The sequence below is a fragment of the Mesotoga sp. H07.pep.5.3 genome (assembly GCF_002752615.1).
Taxonomy (GTDB): Bacteria; Thermotogota; Thermotogae; order Petrotogales; family Kosmotogaceae; genus Mesotoga; species Mesotoga prima.
On sequence record NZ_AYTV01000002.1, the window covers coordinates 17,985 to 36,098 of the forward strand.

The window sequence follows — 18,114 nt, forward strand, 5'->3', positions numbered from 1 at the left end:
CCAATAGAGAAAAGTGGAGCTCAGTCTCCACTTTTTTCATTTGCCCATTTAGAAACGGCTTCAACGGCCTTGCTGTTTCTGAGAACCGAGTAAAGATCGGCCTCAGAAGCTTCCGCAATGCCCTTGACGCTTCCGAACGCCCTCATTAGCGCCTTCTTCCTTTTTGGACCGATTCCCGGAATGTCATCAATCTTTGAGCTCTGAAATCTTCTTTCTCTGAGTACCCTATGGTAGTTGATAGCAAAACGATGGGCTTCATCGTCAATAGAAATTATCATTCTCAAAACAGGATGCTCTTCTTTCAGCTTCACTCTGTCCCTGTTATCTAAAAAAACAAGCTCATTGAACTCCTTTGCGAGACCAACAATTTCATATTCTTGAATGCCTATCTCTGCAAACGCTTTTTCCACTGCTCTAAGCTGCGGCTCTCCTCCGTCGATTAAGAGAAGGTCGGGAAGCGGGTGCTTTGTATATCTTCTCTTCACAACCGTCGCCATCGCTTCGAAATCGTTTGGTTCTTCCAGTTCGCTTATCCTGTATCTCCTGTATTCCGACTTGTTGGGCTTACCGTTATCAAAAACGACCACAGAAGCAACTGTGTAGAGTCCCTGTGTGTGAGAGATGTCTATTCCCTCTATTCTTGAAGGAAATCGCTTCAAGCCCAGTATTTGCTGGGCCTGCTTAAGCGAATGTGTCGCATTTAGTCTTATCTTCAGTTCTTCATCAATATTCTTGAATGCGATGCTTAGCAACCTTTCTTCCTGTTCATCACGGGGCTCCCCGATATAAGGGAAATCCCTCTTGAACTGTTTAATGTCCTTCTTCTTCAATCCAGTTACGATCAAGGCCTTCGGCATCCTGTTTCCCTTGGCGTAGTAGAACTGCGTGATGAAATCTATCGGAGTTCCCTCTGGAAAATCGAAAATCAGTTTTCCTAGTAGCATGCCGCCCCTCACCTGAAGCAACGCTGCCAGTCCGGCCGAAACGGCCAGAACATCTGCCTTAAGATCCATTGGGGCTTCAACACCCTGGAAGGCATAAAGATCGTCCATTGTCGAAAGAATATCCCTTATTTCCGCAGCTCTTTCAAACTGCAGCGCCTCAGAGAGCACCGCCATTCTCTTCAAGAGAGCTTCCCTTACCTTCAAAGTGTCTCCTTCTAGAAACTCGATCAACGCCGAAAGCTGTTCTCGATACTCCTCGGGGGAGACTTTCTCTACACAGGGCGCCGAACACATCTTCAAGTGATATAAAAAGCAGGGTTTCTTGACTCTGCTTAGGTCATACGTGCAAGTGCGGATCTTGAAAACTTTCTGGAGAAATTCAAGCAGCTTTCTTACGAGGCCTGCGCTGGTATACGGACCGAAATAAGAACCTTCAAGCTCTTTTGTCCTTGTAATCGCTAGATATGGGTATTGATCGGCCGAAATGTAAATATAGGGATAGGTACGCGAGTCTCTGAGCAAGACGTTGAATTTCGGCTTCTTGTTGAAGATTAGATTTGCTTCGAGAAGGAGAGCTTCTCGCTCCGACGTAACCATTATGAAGTCGAGATCTTCCGCCTCTTCTGCAATACACCTCGCCTTTTCATTCTTTGCCCAGGTTGATTCTCTGAAGTATGAGAGGACTCTCCTTTTCAGTTTTTTGGCCTTGCCAACGTAGACAACGTCATCTTTCTCGTTCTTGAATATGTAGACTCCCGGTTCCTCCGGAAGCTGACTGGCTTTGTTGAGTATCTCTTCATTCATTCTCTCTCAGCAACTCTCTGCAGATTATTTTAGTTGAAGAACACTGTTTCTTCTCGAGAAGATTCCAGACTTCTCTTCCCACGGGGTTATCGATCCCACCAAGGTAGCTCGCAAGGTGAAGGTGAAGACACTTCACTTTCTTCAGATTTCTGATTCCCCCGATACCTCTATCAAGAATGAGTCTTCGGCTTTCCTCCGACACAGAGGCTTCACAGAGTATCTTCTCTTTAAGCAGTGTTGTCTCACGATGCGCATCGAAAAAAGCGGTCGCGAAGGATTTGTCGTGCTCAATCCTCTTCTCGAAATGAGAGATCATTCCTTTACTCTCAAGTCTGGAGACCTCTTCTTTCAAGAAAGGGCAGGTAAGCCAGAACAGGGTTGGAAAAGGCCTGCCATCAGAGATAAGCGAGGACTCGATTACTTGAGGGAAACCCCAATCGCAAAGCCTTACAACTATAAAATCATTCTTCACAACTTTTTTGAGTTGAAGCGATATTATTTTCTCTTCAATGTTATTGCTTTCCAATCTCCATCTTCCCTGACGTTCTCAATCGAAAACGCCTCTTCTACGAGGCTCTCTATTTCCCGGTACTTGTCTTTGTAGATCCCCGAAAGGATTACGATCCCATCTTCAGTAAGAAACTTTGGAAGATCCAAAACAAATTTCATCAACAACTCAGCGACCATGTTTGAGACTATGAGATCAAAACACTCTCCCGGCTTCACTGCAGAAAGAAAATCCGACAGTCTTGCTTCTATCGAGACCTCGTTGATTCGCGCGGTTTCGATTGTCTTTTCGATAGAGTGCTCGTCTATATCGAGGGCAATTACAGCTGCAGCACCTTTTCTGGCAGCAATCACTGAGAGAATACCGGTTCCACAGCCAACATCGAGCACTTTTGAACCCTCTCTCACGGTTTCATTGAGAATAGTGGCGGCAAGTCTCGTAGATTCATGTAACCCAGTTCCAAAGGCCATTCCCGGGATAATTCCGATTTTTCCAGAACCGACCATCTTCTCTTCTTCCAGGGGAATGACCTCGAACCCGTCGCATAAGTTGAACGGGACTAAGGTCTCCTTCCACTTTTGAAACCAATCTCGCTCCTCGCTGAAGCCGAGATCTGAAAACTCTATCTCGCGAAGAAAAGCCGGGACTTCCTCTCCTTCTTCAAGAAGAACGTGCAATGAGATTCCAGAACCTTCGATTTCCTCGAAGTATAGATTTGTAAAGCCTTCGTTCCAACTTGTACCCTCGACTGAGTCGCTTTCCTCCGGAGATACAAAAGCAATTAGGTGTCTGTATCTCATTTCTTCTCCCCCGACTTTTTCAGAATCTCAAGGGCGTGCTTAGCCGCCAGTTGTTCAGCAGCCTTCTTCGTGCGCCCCTCTCCTTCGCCCATTAAACTCCCATCAAGAAAGACACCGACTTTGAACCATTTCTCCTGCGGCGGACCTTCGTCGAGAAGAGTCTCATACAAAGGTCTTGAACCAAAACGAGCCTGGGTCAACTCTTGAAGAGAGGTTTTGTAATCAAGAATCAGTTCTCCTTCTACGGCTCTCTCGATGTAATCCGATAGTTTCGATTGAACGAACTCCACCGAAACCTCGAGACCTCCAGTCAGGAAGATTGCAGCAAGGACCGCTTCAAAGGCGTCTGCCAGAATAGAGTCTCGTTCTGCCCCTCCGGTTTGCCTTTCCCCTTTTCCCAGAAAAATGAAGTCGCCTACTCTCATGGCCTTCGCAACACTGGAGAGGACCTTCTCACTTCCTACCATTGCCCTTATTTTCGACATCTCTCCTTCAGTCAGATAATACTCATTGTAGAGAGTCTTGGCAAGGGAGAGTTCGAGAACGGCATCTCCGAGAAACTCCATTCTTTCATTCGATTCAAGGGTTCTCTCCCCATTCTGGGCTAACTCATTTGTGAATGAGGAATGACAGAGAGCCCTAAAAACGAGCTCTCTGTCTGCTTCAATTCCATTGATTCTGCAAAACTTTTCTATCAGCTTTTCTTCTTCGGCGCTTAGCATTATTTAATGATACCCCTGATCCTTTCGACTATCGCTTTGCTAGACAAACCTGAGAGATCATAAAGCAGTTCATTATCACCGGAGAACATGTATCTCTCGACACCGACCTTCTCGAAACTTTTCGGAATGATTCTAGAGCCTACTAGGTAGTCAGCCAGGATTGAACCGAGACCGCTTGCTACATTGTGGTCTTCTAAAGAAATAACAATAGAGGAGAAGAACTCCTTTACGCTCTCAAAATCTGCTCCAAGAGGACAGCTCACGTTTAGAACAGCAACCTCTATTCCGTGAGATCTAAGCTCGTCGGCAGCTCTAACTGCTTGGTGAGTCACCTGACCCGTCGTGACGAGGGTAATATCCTTTCCCTTTCTTATCACATCGACCTTTCCATATTCGAATTCATATTCCTCTCCGAAGAAAGGTGTTCCATTTTCATCGGCCACTGGGTTCATTGTAGATCTTCCCATGGCGATAACGAAGTTCCCTTTCGTCTCGCTCATGAATCTTACGGCTTTGTCAGTCTGATTTGGATCGGCAGGTACTATGAGTTTGAAGCCGTAGAAATTTCTTAGCGCTCCGATGTAATCAAGACAGTGGTGGGTCTTTCCGTCTTCACCCACGTCGATTCCCACGTGAGTCACTCCAATTTTGACGTTTGCCTTGTTTATATCGTTTAGGCGCTGCTGATTATAAGTCTCATCGACACCGAACACTCCAAAGTCTGCGAAGAAGGTTAGGACACCACATACCGAAGCGGCACCGGCCAACGTTGCTGCGTTGTGTTCCTGAACACCAATCTGAACGAAGTTTTCCGGCCAGACTTTTTCAAACTCGCTCACTTTCGTTGAAGGTTTCAGGTCACAGTCTACAACCATCACTGGAAGTCTGCCTTTGTTCAGTCTTCCAATGTCTCCAACCGCCTTTCCGAAAGCAGATCTATTGTCGGTTTTCTTTTCAACTGGATAGACTACAGGATCCCCCGTGAAAGGGTTGACATCTTCGTCTATTGTTTGAACCGGCTCGTGATAAGAGGGGAGACCTTTTCTCATTTGAACGAATCTATCGATATCGTTCTCTAGACCCAGCTCGGCAAGAGCTAAAGCGGCTTTCTCAAAGTCCAGAGGTTTACCATGGTAAGAAACATCGCCTTCCATGAAGGAAACTCCCTTTCCCATGATTGTCTTTCCAATAACTACCATGGGCCTCTTTGAATCTTCCGCCTCGACCAGAGCTTCGTTCAGTTCCAGATAGTCGTGGCCGTCCACCTCAATGACCTTCCATCCATCGGCAAGATAATTGGCCTTTATGTCGACATACATAATGTCGCGGGCTCTCCCCGAGATTTGTGCATTGTTGTAATCTATGACAACGACCAGATTGTCAAGCCCGTACTTCACGGCAGTTCTTCTGGCCTCTCCAACCTGACCCTTCGCCTGCTCGGCATCGCTCATTGCAACAAAGACTCTATTGTTCTTACCGCTCAGCTTCGATGCTAAGGCCATACCGACACCGACCGACAGTCCCTGCCCGAGATTTCCAGTCGTCCATTCTACTCCAGGAATTCCCCTTGTTATGTGACCCTCAAATATCGAGCCTGGATGTCTGAAGCCAGCAATTACTTCATCGATATCAACAAAACCCAGCCTTCCGAGGGTCGAGTAAACACCCGGCGATGTGTGACCGTGACTTACAATAACCCTGTCGCGTTCGGGATCAAATGGTTTATTCGGATCATTCTTTGCAAAATCATAGATCGAGAGGAAGATGTCTATCGATGACATCGAACCACCAGGATGACCTGAGTTTGCTACCGTAGTCATTTTTATGATGTCACCTCTGCATATTCTCCCAAGATCTTCAAGTCTTTTCAATTCTTTTCTCGTTCGTAATCCCGCCATATCCAACCTCCATTCATCCTTCAGTCGTCAATAGAAATATCTTCATCCCTGTTCTTGATAAGCTCATCAGGGTTTGTGTCCTGGATGATTGCTCTCTGACTCTTTCTGAAATCCTCAAACTGAACCTTCAACATCTGTCCGTCATCGGCCACGAGAGTAATGATCTTCATGAAAATATTTACTGTCAAGACCTTGCAGGTCTTTCCTTCATAATCAACAAGAGAACCCTCATCCGGAATATCCTTGAGCTCATTCTCGTAAAGTTCCTGTTCGTACGAAAGGCAGCAAAGCAGCCTTCCGCATCTACCAGAGATCTTTGCAGGATTGATTAACAGTTGCTGCTTTTTCGCATGCTTGAGTGTTATGCTTTCAAACTGCCTGAGGAAACGCACGCAGCACGCCGTCATACCGCAAAGCCCAAGGCTACCCTTCATCTTAACCTCGTCCCGTATACCTACCTGTCTCAGTTCTATTCTCGTTCTGAACGCCCGCGCAAGGTCCTTCACGAGTTCTCTGAAGTCAACCCTGCTGTCGGCGCCAAAATAAAAGACAATCCTCGAACGGTCAAACATGTATCTCGCCTCTAACAGTCTCATTGGAAGCGAGTGTTTCTCTATCAGTTCCTGGCAAGTCTTCATTGCCTCTTTTGCCTCTTCTTTATTCTTAGAGTCCGTTTCCCAGTCCTCGTCAGTCATAACTCTGACAATCGGTTTCAGCTCTTCTTTCGAATCATCAATCCTGGTTTCAACAGGGCCGTACATCACCTTGCCTACATCGAGCCCGAATTCGCTCATTGCTAATACATAGTCGCCCTGCTTCAACAGTCCCTCACTCGATGTGAACTGATAGAGTTTCCCAACAGGGTGGAATTCCACTCCGTACACCGTTCCATATATCTCAGGCATCTCAATTACCTCCATTTTCTCTTCTCAAAAGGCTTCTGGAAAGCGAATTTAGAGCTCTTAAAGCAACTAACGTAGAACTCAGTGAAGATGTCCTCTGTCTCAGAAACCTGTCGCACCAAATGAAATCCGTCATAATTTCCTTTCCCAAATCGAAGTCCACTAGCCATTCTATCAGATCAAGGTTTGTAATCGACTTACTGCTGGGATTTACCGAAGCAATAACCGCGTCGCTCAAAATGCTTCTGACAACCTTCACTAATTCCCGAGCCCTTTCAAATGAGCCGGAACCGGTGAAGACAGAGGAAACCCGTCTGAAAGTCGAGAAAAAACTGTCAGTCGCTATGAAATTTTTACTAAGAGCTACAAATGCTCTTCTTTTTCTCACAGTCGATTCGGAATTCTCCGATACATCCTCCTTAATCAGTTCAACCAGACCGTCGAGATCTGAAGGAACTTCAAAAGAAGCGGACTCGACTGAATCGGGATTCTGCTCTAGAAAGTATCTTAAGATGGTGAAGTTCTCCCTCGAAGCTGCAAAGATTTCCGGAACCCGTTTTCCGTACTTTGCTCTGAGTTCATCCATCAATTCTCTCGGAACCTCGCCCCTCATTGAGACGGTTCTGCTTCTAATTGTCGGCAAAAGGCATTGCCAGGAGGTTGTCGTCATGATGAGGGTTGCAAAACTGGGAGGCTCTTCAAGGATTTTCAGGAAAGCGTTAGCACTCTCATCTGTCATCCTTTCACATTGATGAATGAGCACGTACTTCTTCCCGTCTCCCGACGGTCTATGAAGCATGATTTCTTCTATGTCACGAATTCTATCGATGCCTATGTTTCCGTTTTCAGGCTCGATCAGAAGAAAATCCTCTACGTATCGCCTTTTACTCCATTTCGGATCGCTTTCAACTATCGACGTTGCCAAGACTTTCAGGTATTCGCTGTCCCTGCCCACCAAAGTAATACTTGTACCCGAGCTGCGCGCCAAGAGTCGGGAAAGTTTATCGTTAACTACTCCATCGAACCACTGCATGTTTTAATTATAGCAACGAATATAGTTTTTGAGCGGAGGGAAGTATTGTGGAGAGAACATTCGCATATCTAAAGCCAAACTCGATACAACGAGGTCTTGTCGGCGAAATAATAAGGAGAATCGAAGAAAAGGGCTTCAAAATCGTCGCCCTGAAAATGCTCAGGATCTCAGAATCGAGAGCAAGAGAATTGTATCGAGAACACGCCGGAAAGGAGTTTTATGAACCCCTGCTGGCGTTCGTACAGTCCGGCCCTGTGGTTGCCATGATTCTTGAAGGTGAAGATGCCGTAAAAAGACTTAGAGTTTTGGTCGGAAAGACCGATCCGACAGAGGCATACCCCGGAAGCATTAGAGGTTCGTTTGGTGTTTCAGTTCGAAAGAACCTGATTCATGCTTCTGATTCCGTCGAGAATGCCGAGCGAGAGGCAAGAATATTCTTTGATGAAAGCGAGATCAACGATTACTCACTCGTGATTGAAGGCCAGCTTTAATGTTAATTGCTCGAATAAAAAAAGGAAAGGAAGGAAAGGTCCTTAATTCTTATCCGTGGATCTTCAAAGACGAAATCATGTCACTCGAAGGTTCAACAGACAAAGTATGCGAAGTCAATGTGTTCACAGCCGGTTATAAATTCCTGGGAAAGGGATTCTTCAATCCCTTTTCAAGTCGGGCAATCATGGTTCTCACTAATAGGGACGAGGAACTCGGAGAAGGCTTCTTTAGACGTCTGTTGAGCAATGCCTTACGGAAGAGAGAAAGGCTTTTCAGCAGACCTTTTTACAGACTTGTTCACGGTGAGGGCGACAGGCTTCCCGGACTGGTAATCGATCGATACGGAGAGATTATTGCAATACAGTTCAGGAATCTTGTCATTCAGCAAAAAAGGGAAATGATTTTGAGACTCCTCAGGGACATCGTTAAGCCTAATGGAATCTACGAACGCAGTGACTTCGAAATGGGAGTCGACGAGAAGATTGAGAGACACACGGGCCTGATCTTTGGTGAGGTACCGGATTCAGTCGAAATCGAGGAAAACGGGTTGAAGTATCTTGTAGATGTGAAGAATAGCCAGAAGACCGGTTTTTTCTATGATCAGAGAGACTCAAGAACGTTCTGCAGAACTATAACCAAAGAACTGTCTCTAAAGAAAGGCCTCGACCTGTTTTCCTTCACAGGAGGTTTTGGTCTAAATATGGCGAGTTCTGGAGCCGATGCAATCTGTGTGGACAAGTCGGGAGACGACCTAGAGCAGGGAAGAATGAACTCGGTAGTGAACAAGCTGGATAACAAGCTGCAGTTCGTTCAGAGCGATGTTCTTGACTTCCTTGCTGGATTTGAAAAGAAGGATTATTTTGATATAGTAGTAGTGGACCCGCCATCCTTTGTTAAGCACAGAAGAGAGCTTCCGCATGGAATTTCACTTTTCAAAAGACTTGTAGAGGGCACTCTGCCACTGGTGAAGGATGGGGGAGTGTTGGGGCTGTGCACATGCGCCTATAATATTGGCATCGATCATTTGGTAGAGTCTGTAAGAAGATCGACGGAACGCACAGGTATTACGTTTTCTCATCTGACGATCACGCTGCAATCGCCTGATCATCCTTGGCTTGTAGAGGTTCCTGAGAGTCTTTATTTGAAGTGTCTGTGGGGTTTGGTAGAGAAGGAGTGAATTTTCTTGCCCGGCTTCTGGACTCACATCATGTACGGAAAAGATGTTCTGGAAGAGATAGGACTCGATCTTGAAGCCGACAAAAGAGAGGAGTTCAATCTTGGATGCCTCTTTACGGATCCCGGATTGTATTGCTCCAAAGACGATCCGGAGTTTTCGCTTTGGAGGCTTTCTCATACTATCAGGTGCGACGAATTTGCAAGTGCGCTTTGCGAGCGAGCCGAGGGTATCTCGCGCTTTTACCCACTCGGAGTAATTTGCCATTACTTTCTAGATGCTACCGTAAACCACTATATCGTCGCACGAGCGGGAAACGGCTACAAATATCGTCAGCTTGAGACAATGATTGATAAGGTCATTCTTAAAGATAGAATTGAGGCTGAAATTCTCGATCTCGATCCAAAGGCGGAATTCTCTGAATCCCTTCCTGCAGCGCTTGAAGACCTGTACCGTGATATATCGCTCGAGTTTTATGGAATAAAGGGCTGTTCTTTTCAAAGGGCAGTAGAGTCGATGAATAACTATTTTGAAGGTCTTTACGGAAGGTCAAGATTGGCCTTGATTCTGAAACGATTTAGCATAAGAGAGGGTTCTCCTGAAGAGGCCTTCTTTGAAGATACACATCCCGATCCTTTGAATCTGGCAATGAAGCCCTGGTTCCACAGTTTTGCCGGTTGGGAAAGCAAGAAAACGTTCCATGAATTGTACAAGGAGGCCTTTGACAACGCCGTTCATTTTCTGCAAAATTATCTTGATGGAGTGGGCGACTTTTCTTTGCCACGGGTCTCTCTTATGACAAACCTGCCACTAATGGAATACTGAATGACAAATTCGTACAGAAGGGAGGGAGACCGTATCCAGATCTGGAATACGGTGATCATATGAAAGTTCTCGGCATAATTCTAGCAGGCGGACGGGGTGAGTACTTGACTCCTCTCACTCAGGTTAGGGCCAGTGCTGCGCTGCCAGTTTACGGAAAGTACAGATCCATTGATTTCACGCTCAGCAATATGGTCAACGCTGGGATATCAAAGGTTGGGATAATCACGCAGTACAGTCCGAGAAGCCTAATGGACCATATAGGTTCGGGAAAGGAATGGGACCTAGATAGAAAACAGGGAGGACTTTTCATACTGCAGCCTTATTACTCTCCGTACAATCCTTCCATGGGTTATAAGGGAACTGCAGACGCTCTCTTCCAGAACATAAACATTCTTAGAAGAGGCAATGAGGACTCGGTACTGATCGGCTCAGGAGATCACATCTTCAAGACTGATCTAGCAAAGATCTTCAGATACCATCTTGACACGGCTGCCGATATAACTGTTTTGACAGGCGACAAAGAAGGCGAATGCGGTACGGAAGGAATGGACCGAGTGGTCTGTAGAAACGGAAGAGTTGTCAAGTGGATCGAAAAGGAAAAGATTGCGGAAAACCCGCAAGAAGGCGACTGTGTTGCGCTTGACATATACTTCATAAACAAGTTTTTATTGAGAGAACTGCTCTATTCTGCGGTCCCAAATGGTGAAAATGAGCTTGTGAAAGGGATAATTTCTCCGAATCTTTCTTCATTGAATGTTAGAGAATACAGGTACAATGGTTATTGGCGGGATATTAAACTGAGTAAAAAGTGCTATTTCAGAACGAACCTCGACATACTTAATCCTGAAATAAGGAGGGAGCTCTTCTACGAAAACGGCAGAGTCTTCACCAAATTGAAGGATCTTCCACCTCCAAAGATCACCGGAACTGCATATATGAATAACTCTGTAATTGCCGATGGATGCGTAATAGGTGGAAGAATAGAGGATTCAGTCTTATTCAGAGATACTAGAGTGATGGCGGGCGCAACTGTGAAGAACTCAGTTCTACTTGAGGGTTGCTTGGTTGAAGAGGGAGCTTATATAGAGAACGTCATTATGGACAAGTACTGTACCGTGAGGCTTGGAAGAAGTTTTGTCGGTGAAGCCGAAGATCCCACTGTAATCGAAAAACATGGTGTAATTTAGGCGGGGTGATTGTATGGCCAAGAAGGTTGTTGCATTGATATTAGCCGGCGGACAGGGGACGAGACTCGGTTTGCTCACCGATGAGGTTGCAAAACCGGCAGTGCCTTTCGGCGGGAAGTACAGAATCATTGACTTTTCTTTGAGCAACTGCGTCAACTCCGGTATCACGGCCGTCGGTGTTCTTACTCAGTACAGGCCCCACATTCTTTCCCGGCACATTGGGATTGGTCGTCCGTGGGATCTCGACAGAAAGGACGGTGGAGTTGTAATCCTCCCTCCATTTATAGCTCAAGGAGACTCAAACTGGTACAAGGGAACTGCTAACGCAGTCTTCCAAAACATTGATTTCGTAGATGATTTTGACCCGGAACTTCTGGTAGTACTCTCTGGCGATCATATCTATTCAATGGATTACAACGAGATGATAGATTATCATCTCTCTAAAGGCGCAACTGGAACCGTAGCATGTATGCGCGTCCCGCTTTCTGAGGCACACAGATTCGGGATGATGATTACGGATTTCGAGAACAAGATAACGGATTTCCAGGAGAAGCCCAAGGAACCAAAGTCGGATCTCGCCTCTCTTGGTATCTATGTCTTTGACTGGAAGTTCCTGCGTGAAAGACTTATACAAGACGAGAAGGACCCCGAAAGCGACAACGACTTTGGAAAGAATATCCTGCCAAAAATCGTCCAAGACAACGCCGGGAAACTATTTGCCTTCGTTTTCGAGGGTTACTGGAGGGACGTCGGAACAATTGAATCACTGTGGGAGGCAAATATCGAGCTGACCAGGCCCATCCCTCCATTCAATCTTCACGATCCGTCCTGGAGGTTCTATACTCAAACCGAGGAGTATCTGCCTGCCTACGTTGGCACGAGCTCACACGTAAGAAACTCTTTGATTAACGAAGGTGCGGAAATCTACGGACGGGTCGAAAACTCTGTAATCTTTCAAGGAGTTCAGATTGGCGAGGGCTCGCTCGTGAAAAACTCTGTGGTTATGACAAACTCAAAGATCGGCAGAAACGTTGTTATAGAACGAGGAATAGTCGGTGAAGAAACGTTTGTGAAGGACGGAGTGGTTCTCGGCTATGGAGATGAAGTTCCACACGAGACGCAGCCTCACATCTATAACGCGGGAATCGTAGTCGTCGGATCTGACGTGGTTATTCCACAAAACACAAAGATAGGAAAGAACAGTGCCATTCTCAATCACGTTAGAGAGGAGGATTTTGAGGGAGATGTTGAAGGCGGTAAAACAATTTCTCCCAAAGCGTAAGGGAGTAGCTTCTTTTACACTGCTCATCGCAATTCTGATAGTCTGTACTGCGATGGTTACGGTACTGGCGCCACTGGATACTATAATGGTCTCAAGAAGGTTAAGTTCATGGTACTTCAGACTTGCACTGACTATCAAATCCATATACCTTGCAGAGCCCGAAGAAATGGAAATCAATGGCCTTCAAATGGAGAAAAGTTCAAGGACTGTTTATTCAAATTGCGCAAAAATAGAGATAATAAATTACCATATAATTGAAGGCGAGAAATCCTTCGATTTTGAAATCGTTGGCAATATCACCGATATTTCATAAGGAGGTATGAGTTATGAAGAAAGTTCTGCTTATTACCCTGTTGCTGATCATGGCAGTATTTGTGATGGGCCAGAAGCTTACTATTCTGCACATCAACGACACTCATGGACATATCTGGCCGGAAGGTGATTACGGTGGACTGGCGGCTGTAGCCACCCTGGTAAATCAGGTCAGGGCTGAGAACCCCAACACTCTATTCCTGCATGCCGGAGATATCAACACCGGTGTCCCTGAATCGGATTTGCAGGATGCTGCACCCGACATAGTGGCCCTTAATCTGATGAAGCTAGACGCAATGGCCATCGGTAATCACGAATTCGATAACGATGCTTCTGTACTTGCGAAACAGATGGAAATCGCAAATTTCCCGTTCTTGAGTGCAAATATCTACAAGGATGGCGAACCGGCCTTCCAGGAATATATGATCACGGAAGTCGGTGGAATAAAGGTAGCCATCGTTGGGTTTACGACTCAAGAAACGGAAATCCTTGAGTACCTCTATGCGAAAGACTACGAGTGGAAAGACGTTATTGAAGTTGCGAAAGAGATCATTCCTGAACTCGAGGCTCAGGCGGATATCGTAATTGCACTCACTCACATGGGAAGCAATCCCGTGCTTGTCGGCCCCAATTCCTGGGAACTTGCGAAGGCGGTGGACGGTATCGATGTTATTGTCGACGGTCACAGCCACACTTTCTACGAAAGGCCTGAGATAATCAACGAGACAATAATCGTATCGGCCGGAGAATGGGCGAAGAATCTTGGCAAGCTCGAACTTGAAATCGTTGATGATACGGTCATTTTCGTTTCTTTCAGAAATCTCCCGGTTATCGCCGAAGAGATCGAACCGGACTTCGCCGTGGCAACTGTGCTTGACTACTTCAAGAAGGCCGGCGGAGAAGCTCTCAATATCGTTGTCGGCGAGACCGCGATAAGACTCGAGGGAGATAGAGGAGTAGTAAGGTCACAGGATACGAACCTTGGTTACTTGATATGTGACGCAATGGTATGGAAAACCGGTGCTGATCTAGCCTTGACGAATTCTGGTGGAATCAGAGCCTCAATAGAGGCCGGTCCAATAACGTATCGCGACATTCTTACCGTTCTTCCGTTTGGAAACACGCTGTACGTTTTGGAAGTACCCGGCACTACTCTCAGAGAGCTTCTCCAGTACACGGCAACGAGAGAAGCGGGCCAGGGAGCGATGGCTCAGGTAAGTGGAGTAACTTATGTAATTGAGAACAAAGAAGCAAAGGATATTCTCGTAAACGGAGAACCCATTGATGATAACAAGTTGTACAAACTCGCTACAAATAACTACCTTGCCTCTGGCGGAGACGGTTATGAAATTCTTGCTGGCCTCTCAGGTTACGACACTGGATTCGTTCTCGCCGACGTTGTAGTCGAGTTTGTAGGAGAGATCAGTCCTATAACCTCATACCCAGATAGCGGAAGAATAACCAGAAAGTAGTTTTAGATTAAGTTAAGACTCAAACATTGTACTATAATAGGAGCGGGGCGACCGCTCCTTTTGTTTGTTAATTCCAGTCATTTTTTGAGTCGAAGTTTCTTTCATGATATTCGGGATCCCAGAAAGGCAAACATCTATTGATTAAGGTTGAGAGGTGATAACTAAATGAGGTTGCCTACCTTCAGAGGAGGGGTGCACCCGCCAGAGAAAAAGGAACTGTCTAAAGATTCCCGCCTGAGCGTTCTGCCTCTTCCCGAAACGGTCTATGTGTTTCTTGCAAACCATGCCGGCGTTCCTGCTAAACTTCTTGTGAACGTTGGAGACAGCGTAAAGACAGGTCAATTGATTGCGGAGGCCAGTGGTTTCATTTCCGCAAATCTTCATTCTCCTCTGACAGGTGAAGTCAAGGAGATCGCAAAGTACTACCATCCGACTCTTTCAAAACCTGACGATGCAATTGTTATAGAAAAATCGGGCGAAGAAGAGTGGGAGCTTCTAGAACCTGCAAAGCCTTACGAGCAGTTCGAGCCTGAGGAGATTATCCAGAGGATAAAGGACGCAGGAATTGTTGGATTGGGCGGCGCCATGTTCCCTACGAACGTCAAGCTTTCTCCCCCAAAAGAAAAGAAGATCGACCTTCTCATTCTGAATGGAGCAGAGTGCGAACCCTATCTGACCATAGATTACAGGTACATGCTAGAACGCTCCGAGGGAATAGTTCGAGGCATTCTAGCGATTATGAGAGCGCTTAAGGTTGATAACGCTGTGATTGGTATCGAAGACAATAAGCAAAAGGCCATAGAACAAATGGAGGTGGCGGTGAGGTCTACTCCAATTCAGGTGAAGAGACTGAAAACGAAATATCCGCAAGGTGCCGAGAAGCAGCTTATTTATGCTCTTACGAAGAGGAAGGTGCCTTCAGGAGGACTTCCGCTCGATGTGGGTGTCGTTGTTGACAACATAGGAACAGCATTTGCAGTTTACGAAGCTGTTGAACTTGGCCATCCGCTTGTAGAAAGAGGAGTCACACTGACCGGCGAAGGAATAAAGAAACCAATCAACGTTGTCTCACGAATCGGAGTTATGGCAAACGAGTTGATTGAATTCGCCGGTGGCGCTCAGGAAAGCGTTGAGAGAATTGTCTTTGGTGGCCCTATGATGGGAATCACTGTTCCCAAGATAGACGTCCCTATTGTAAAAGGCACTTCCGGGATCACTTTGCTTGTGAAGAGCGACCCACTTGAAGATTTCCCCTGTATAAGATGCGGAAAGTGTGCAACCGTATGTCCGATGAACCTCCAGCCATTTTTGCTGAATCTCTATGGTACGAATAGACTGTATGACAAGCAGGTAGAGAACGGACTCTTGGACTGTATAGAATGCGGAAGCTGCTCATATGCCTGCCCAGCAAACATAGAACTCGTAAAGAACTTCAAGCTCAACAAGAAAGTCTACAGGAGTCTCAAGGGAGGTGCGAAGAAGTGAAGCTCTCAATGATGGCAGCACCTCACCTCAGATCAGAAGACAGCGTAAGAAAGATTATGCTCGATGTCCTGATCGCCCTCGCTCCAGCGGCTGTATGGGCCGTAGTTTCATTCGGTTTGAAGGCACTTGTCCTGATTGTTGTCTGTACAGCCGGCGCCGAGGTACTTGACTTCTTTGTCATGCGTTTTATCAGACAAAAGAAAAGCTTCAAACCGGATCTCAGCGGTTCCGTTACAGGACTGCTTCTCGCACTGAATCTCTCAGTCGCCGTGGAGTGGTGGCAGGCTCTTATCGGTGTCTTCGTAGCCATCGTAATTGCGAAGGCTGTCTTTGGTGGGCTCGGCAAGAATTTCTTTAATCCCGCCCTAGTTGGCAGGGTCTTTCTCCTGATATCCTTCCCTGTTCAGATGACTACGTGGTTGAGTCCTTTCGATATGCAGACTACAGCAACTCCAATGGCGATATTGAAGCAAGGCGCACCAAGAGTCTTTTCTCTGCAGGAGATGTTTCTAGGAACAATTCCAGGATCACTTGGTGAGGTCAGCACTCTGCTTCTACTCCTTGGTTTTGGATGGCTGCTGCTTAGAAAGAGAGTCTCTCCTTTCATACCAATTGCATACATTGGAACTGTCATTATTATGGCCGCAATTTTCAATGGAGTTAATCCCGCCTTCGGTTCACCCCTTTATCACGTCTTTGGCGGCGGATTAATGCTGGGGGCTCTTTTTATGGCAACCGACATGGTGACCAGTCCCATGTCGATCAAAGGCCACGTGATTTTCGGAGTTGGTTGTGGCGCTGTGACAATGATAATCAGGTTGTTTGGCGGTTATCCTGAAGGAGTCTCTTTTGCGATCCTGGTCATGAATGCTTTTGTACCTCTAATCGATATGGGTACAAAGCCCAGGATATTTGGAAAGCCGAAGAAGGTGAAGAGCAATGCGTGATTACTTGAAGACCGGGATTACTCTGATGGTTATTACGATTATCGCCGCCCTGGTTCTATCGGTAGTCTATACGATAGTTGAAGAACCTATAGCCAACGCAGAGCTTGGCGCAAAGCTAAAGGCGATTCGAGAAGTTCTTACGGATTCAGATACAGATGAGTTGTTAATTGCTGAAGACAGCATACCCGAGACGGCAACCGAGCTCGCAGAGTTCGAGTGGCTTCCCCAAGGATTTTCCGCCTCTGAAGGAATAATCTACAGGGCCGAGGACAATCAGGGAAAGGTTGAAAGCCCTGCCTACAAATTCGTCAAAGAAGATGGCACAGAGATCTTCATTGCGATTGGTATCGCGGTTGGTTACGGAGGCGACGTGAAATCAATGGCGGCCTTTGTAAAGGAACCTGATGGGGTCAAGTTAAATGGAATCAAGGTTCTAGAATACTCTCAGGAGACTCCAGGACTTGGAGCAAATATTGCAAATGCCGATGTCCAGAAGAGGTTCTTTCCTGTAAGTAAAGAGGGACTTGACAAAGGCATAAGGGTTGATAAAGATGCTGGAGTAACCCCTGTGGGTGACCAAATAGATGCAAGAAAGAGGGAAGACGGGATAGTGACAGTCAGCGATGTGATGACCGGTGCAACGATCACTCCAAGAGCGGTCGCATCCTCTCTCAACGCCATCTCCGAATTCCTTGAGAAGGCAGGTGTTAGATGATGGCAGAATCGAAGTTTAACATTCTGGCAAACGGTATCTTGAAACAAAATCCGACCTTCATTCAGGTTCTTGGTATGTGTCCCACTCTCGCAACTACAACAAGCGCTGAGAATGGTTTGGGGATGGGACTCGCAACTACTGCTGTCCTTGCGTTGTCGAATATCACAATATCTCTTGTGAGGAAATTCATTCCCGATAAGATAAGGATTCCCTCTTACATAGTAATAATCGCTTCCTTTGTTACCGTGATCGACATGTTGATGCATGGTTTCATCTACGATCTATGGAAGACGTTGGGACTGTTTATTCCCCTCATAGTCGTTAACTGCATAATTCTTGGAAGGGCCGAAGCCTTTGCTTCGAAGAATAATGTCTTCAATTCTTTCCTAGACGGTTTAGGAATGGGTCTTGGTTTCACGGCCTCTCTGGTTCTTCTGGGATCGGTGAGAGAGTTTCTTGGCAACGGATCGGTTTTCGGCTACCATCTTTCTGATGTGAAAATGTTTGCCATGATCCTCCCCCCAGGTGCCTTCATAGCCCTTGGTATGCTCGCAGCCTTCTTCAACTATTTGGGGATTAGGAGAAGCAAGGCAAAAAAGGCAGAAAAATGAG

At 46.3% G+C, this 18,114-nt stretch carries 18 protein-coding genes; 11 read left to right on the forward strand and 7 right to left on the reverse strand.

The window, feature by feature from the left end; genetic code table 11:
• Positions 1-20: 20 nt before the first annotated feature.
• From uvrC to V513_RS01100, 7 genes are read right to left on the reverse strand one after another with little or no spacing between them, the layout of a single operon-like run.
• Positions 21-1,748 carry an excinuclease ABC subunit UvrC gene (uvrC, locus tag V513_RS01070; RefSeq protein WP_099771319.1) on the reverse strand — a complete coding sequence of 576 codons (1,728 nt, stop codon included), beginning with the start codon at positions 1,746-1,748 and terminating at the stop codon, positions 21-23.
• A complete protein-coding gene (locus V513_RS01075; protein ID WP_099771320.1) occupies positions 1,741-2,274 on the reverse strand; it encodes a DUF501 domain-containing protein in 534 nt (177 codons plus the stop codon). The genes uvrC and V513_RS01075 overlap by 8 nt, the downstream gene beginning before the upstream one ends.
• Positions 2,244-3,056, reverse strand: a complete 813-nt coding sequence (locus V513_RS01080; protein ID WP_099771321.1) for a 50S ribosomal protein L11 methyltransferase — start codon at positions 3,054-3,056, stop codon at positions 2,244-2,246. Before V513_RS01080 ends, V513_RS01075 begins: the two co-directional genes overlap by 31 nt.
• Positions 3,053-3,778 carry a ribonuclease III gene (rnc, locus tag V513_RS01085; protein WP_099771322.1) on the reverse strand — a complete coding sequence of 242 codons (726 nt, stop codon included), beginning with the start codon at positions 3,776-3,778 and terminating at the stop codon, positions 3,053-3,055. The genes V513_RS01080 and rnc overlap by 4 nt, the downstream gene beginning before the upstream one ends.
• Positions 3,778-5,676, reverse strand: a complete 1,899-nt coding sequence (locus tag V513_RS01090; protein WP_099771323.1) for a transketolase — start codon at positions 5,674-5,676, stop codon at positions 3,778-3,780. The genes rnc and V513_RS01090 overlap by 1 nt, the downstream gene beginning before the upstream one ends.
• Before the next feature lie 20 nt (positions 5,677-5,696).
• Positions 5,697-6,581, reverse strand: a complete 885-nt coding sequence (locus V513_RS01095) for a PSP1 domain-containing protein (RefSeq protein WP_099771324.1) — start codon at positions 6,579-6,581, stop codon at positions 5,697-5,699.
• A gap of 1 nt (position 6,582) precedes the next feature.
• Positions 6,583-7,533 (reverse strand): hypothetical protein, encoded by a 951-nt coding sequence (locus tag V513_RS01100; protein WP_257211858.1) that lies wholly within the window; start codon positions 7,531-7,533, stop codon positions 6,583-6,585.
• Positions 7,534-7,658: 125 nt separating this feature from the next.
• On the opposite strand from V513_RS01100, the gene ndk reads away from it, so the two are divergent.
• From ndk to rsxE, 11 genes are all read left to right on the forward strand, one after another.
• Positions 7,659-8,102 carry a nucleoside-diphosphate kinase gene (ndk, locus tag V513_RS01105; protein ID WP_099771326.1) on the forward strand — a complete coding sequence of 148 codons (444 nt, stop codon included), beginning with the start codon at positions 7,659-7,661 and terminating at the stop codon, positions 8,100-8,102.
• Positions 8,102-9,280 carry a class I SAM-dependent rRNA methyltransferase gene (locus V513_RS01110; RefSeq protein WP_099771327.1) on the forward strand — a complete coding sequence of 393 codons (1,179 nt, stop codon included), beginning with the start codon at positions 8,102-8,104 and terminating at the stop codon, positions 9,278-9,280. Before ndk ends, V513_RS01110 begins: the two co-directional genes overlap by 1 nt.
• 6 nt (positions 9,281-9,286) lie before the next feature.
• Complete coding sequence (locus tag V513_RS01115) at positions 9,287-10,102, forward strand: zinc dependent phospholipase C family protein (RefSeq protein WP_099771328.1); 816 nt, start codon at positions 9,287-9,289, stop codon at positions 10,100-10,102.
• 59 nt (positions 10,103-10,161) lie between these two features.
• On the forward strand, positions 10,162-11,289 hold the full coding sequence (gene glgD / locus V513_RS01120) for a glucose-1-phosphate adenylyltransferase subunit GlgD (protein WP_099771329.1): 1,128 nt from the start codon (positions 10,162-10,164) through the stop codon (positions 11,287-11,289).
• Between the two features lie 13 nt (positions 11,290-11,302).
• Positions 11,303-12,571 (forward strand): glucose-1-phosphate adenylyltransferase, encoded by a 1,269-nt coding sequence (locus V513_RS01125; RefSeq protein WP_099771330.1) that lies wholly within the window; start codon positions 11,303-11,305, stop codon positions 12,569-12,571.
• Entirely contained in the window at positions 12,534-12,884 is a 351-nt protein-coding gene (locus V513_RS01130) for a hypothetical protein (protein WP_099771331.1), read from the forward strand. Before V513_RS01125 ends, V513_RS01130 begins: the two co-directional genes overlap by 38 nt.
• Before the next feature lie 13 nt (positions 12,885-12,897).
• Positions 12,898-14,355, forward strand: a complete 1,458-nt coding sequence (locus V513_RS01135; protein WP_099771332.1) for a 5'-nucleotidase C-terminal domain-containing protein — start codon at positions 12,898-12,900, stop codon at positions 14,353-14,355.
• Between the two features lie 165 nt (positions 14,356-14,520).
• Positions 14,521-15,840 (forward strand): electron transport complex subunit RsxC, encoded by a 1,320-nt coding sequence (gene rsxC, locus V513_RS01140; RefSeq protein ID WP_099771333.1) that lies wholly within the window; start codon positions 14,521-14,523, stop codon positions 15,838-15,840.
• A complete protein-coding gene (locus V513_RS01145) occupies positions 15,837-16,787 on the forward strand; it encodes an RnfABCDGE type electron transport complex subunit D (protein WP_099771334.1) in 951 nt (316 codons plus the stop codon). Before rsxC ends, V513_RS01145 begins: the two co-directional genes overlap by 4 nt.
• Positions 16,780-17,502, forward strand: a complete 723-nt coding sequence (locus V513_RS01150) for an RnfABCDGE type electron transport complex subunit G (protein WP_099771335.1) — start codon at positions 16,780-16,782, stop codon at positions 17,500-17,502. The genes V513_RS01145 and V513_RS01150 overlap by 8 nt, the downstream gene beginning before the upstream one ends.
• Positions 17,499-18,113, forward strand: a complete 615-nt coding sequence (gene rsxE / locus V513_RS01155; RefSeq protein WP_099771336.1) for an electron transport complex subunit RsxE — start codon at positions 17,499-17,501, stop codon at positions 18,111-18,113. Before V513_RS01150 ends, rsxE begins: the two co-directional genes overlap by 4 nt.
• The last annotated feature ends 1 nt before the right edge of the window (position 18,114 follow it).

Bases quoted from the DNA above. Each gene is read 5' to 3' on its own strand.
- V513_RS01080 (WP_099771321.1), bottom strand. From the start codon at position 3,056: ATGAGATACAGACACCTAATTGCTTTTGTATCTCCGGAGGAAAGCGAC.
- V513_RS01095 (WP_099771324.1), bottom strand. From the start codon at position 6,581: ATGCCTGAGATATATGGAACGGTGTACGGAGTGGAATTCCACCCTGTT.
- V513_RS01150 (WP_099771335.1), top strand. From the start codon at position 16,780: ATGCGTGATTACTTGAAGACCGGGATTACTCTGATGGTTATTACGATT.
- V513_RS01135 (WP_099771332.1), top strand. From the start codon at position 12,898: ATGAAGAAAGTTCTGCTTATTACCCTGTTGCTGATCATGGCAGTATTT.
- glgD (WP_099771329.1), top strand. From the start codon at position 10,162: ATGAAAGTTCTCGGCATAATTCTAGCAGGCGGACGGGGTGAGTACTTG.
- V513_RS01110 (WP_099771327.1), top strand. From the start codon at position 8,102: ATGTTAATTGCTCGAATAAAAAAAGGAAAGGAAGGAAAGGTCCTTAAT.
- V513_RS01090 (WP_099771323.1), bottom strand. From the start codon at position 5,676: ATGGCGGGATTACGAACGAGAAAAGAATTGAAAAGACTTGAAGATCTT.
- rsxC (WP_099771333.1), top strand. From the start codon at position 14,521: ATGAGGTTGCCTACCTTCAGAGGAGGGGTGCACCCGCCAGAGAAAAAG.
- rnc (WP_099771322.1), bottom strand. From the start codon at position 3,778: ATGCTAAGCGCCGAAGAAGAAAAGCTGATAGAAAAGTTTTGCAGAATC.
- rsxE (WP_099771336.1), top strand. From the start codon at position 17,499: ATGATGGCAGAATCGAAGTTTAACATTCTGGCAAACGGTATCTTGAAA.
- uvrC (WP_099771319.1), bottom strand. From the start codon at position 1,748: ATGAATGAAGAGATACTCAACAAAGCCAGTCAGCTTCCGGAGGAACCG.
- V513_RS01125 (WP_099771330.1), top strand. From the start codon at position 11,303: ATGGCCAAGAAGGTTGTTGCATTGATATTAGCCGGCGGACAGGGGACG.
- V513_RS01130 (WP_099771331.1), top strand. From the start codon at position 12,534: ATGTTGAAGGCGGTAAAACAATTTCTCCCAAAGCGTAAGGGAGTAGCT.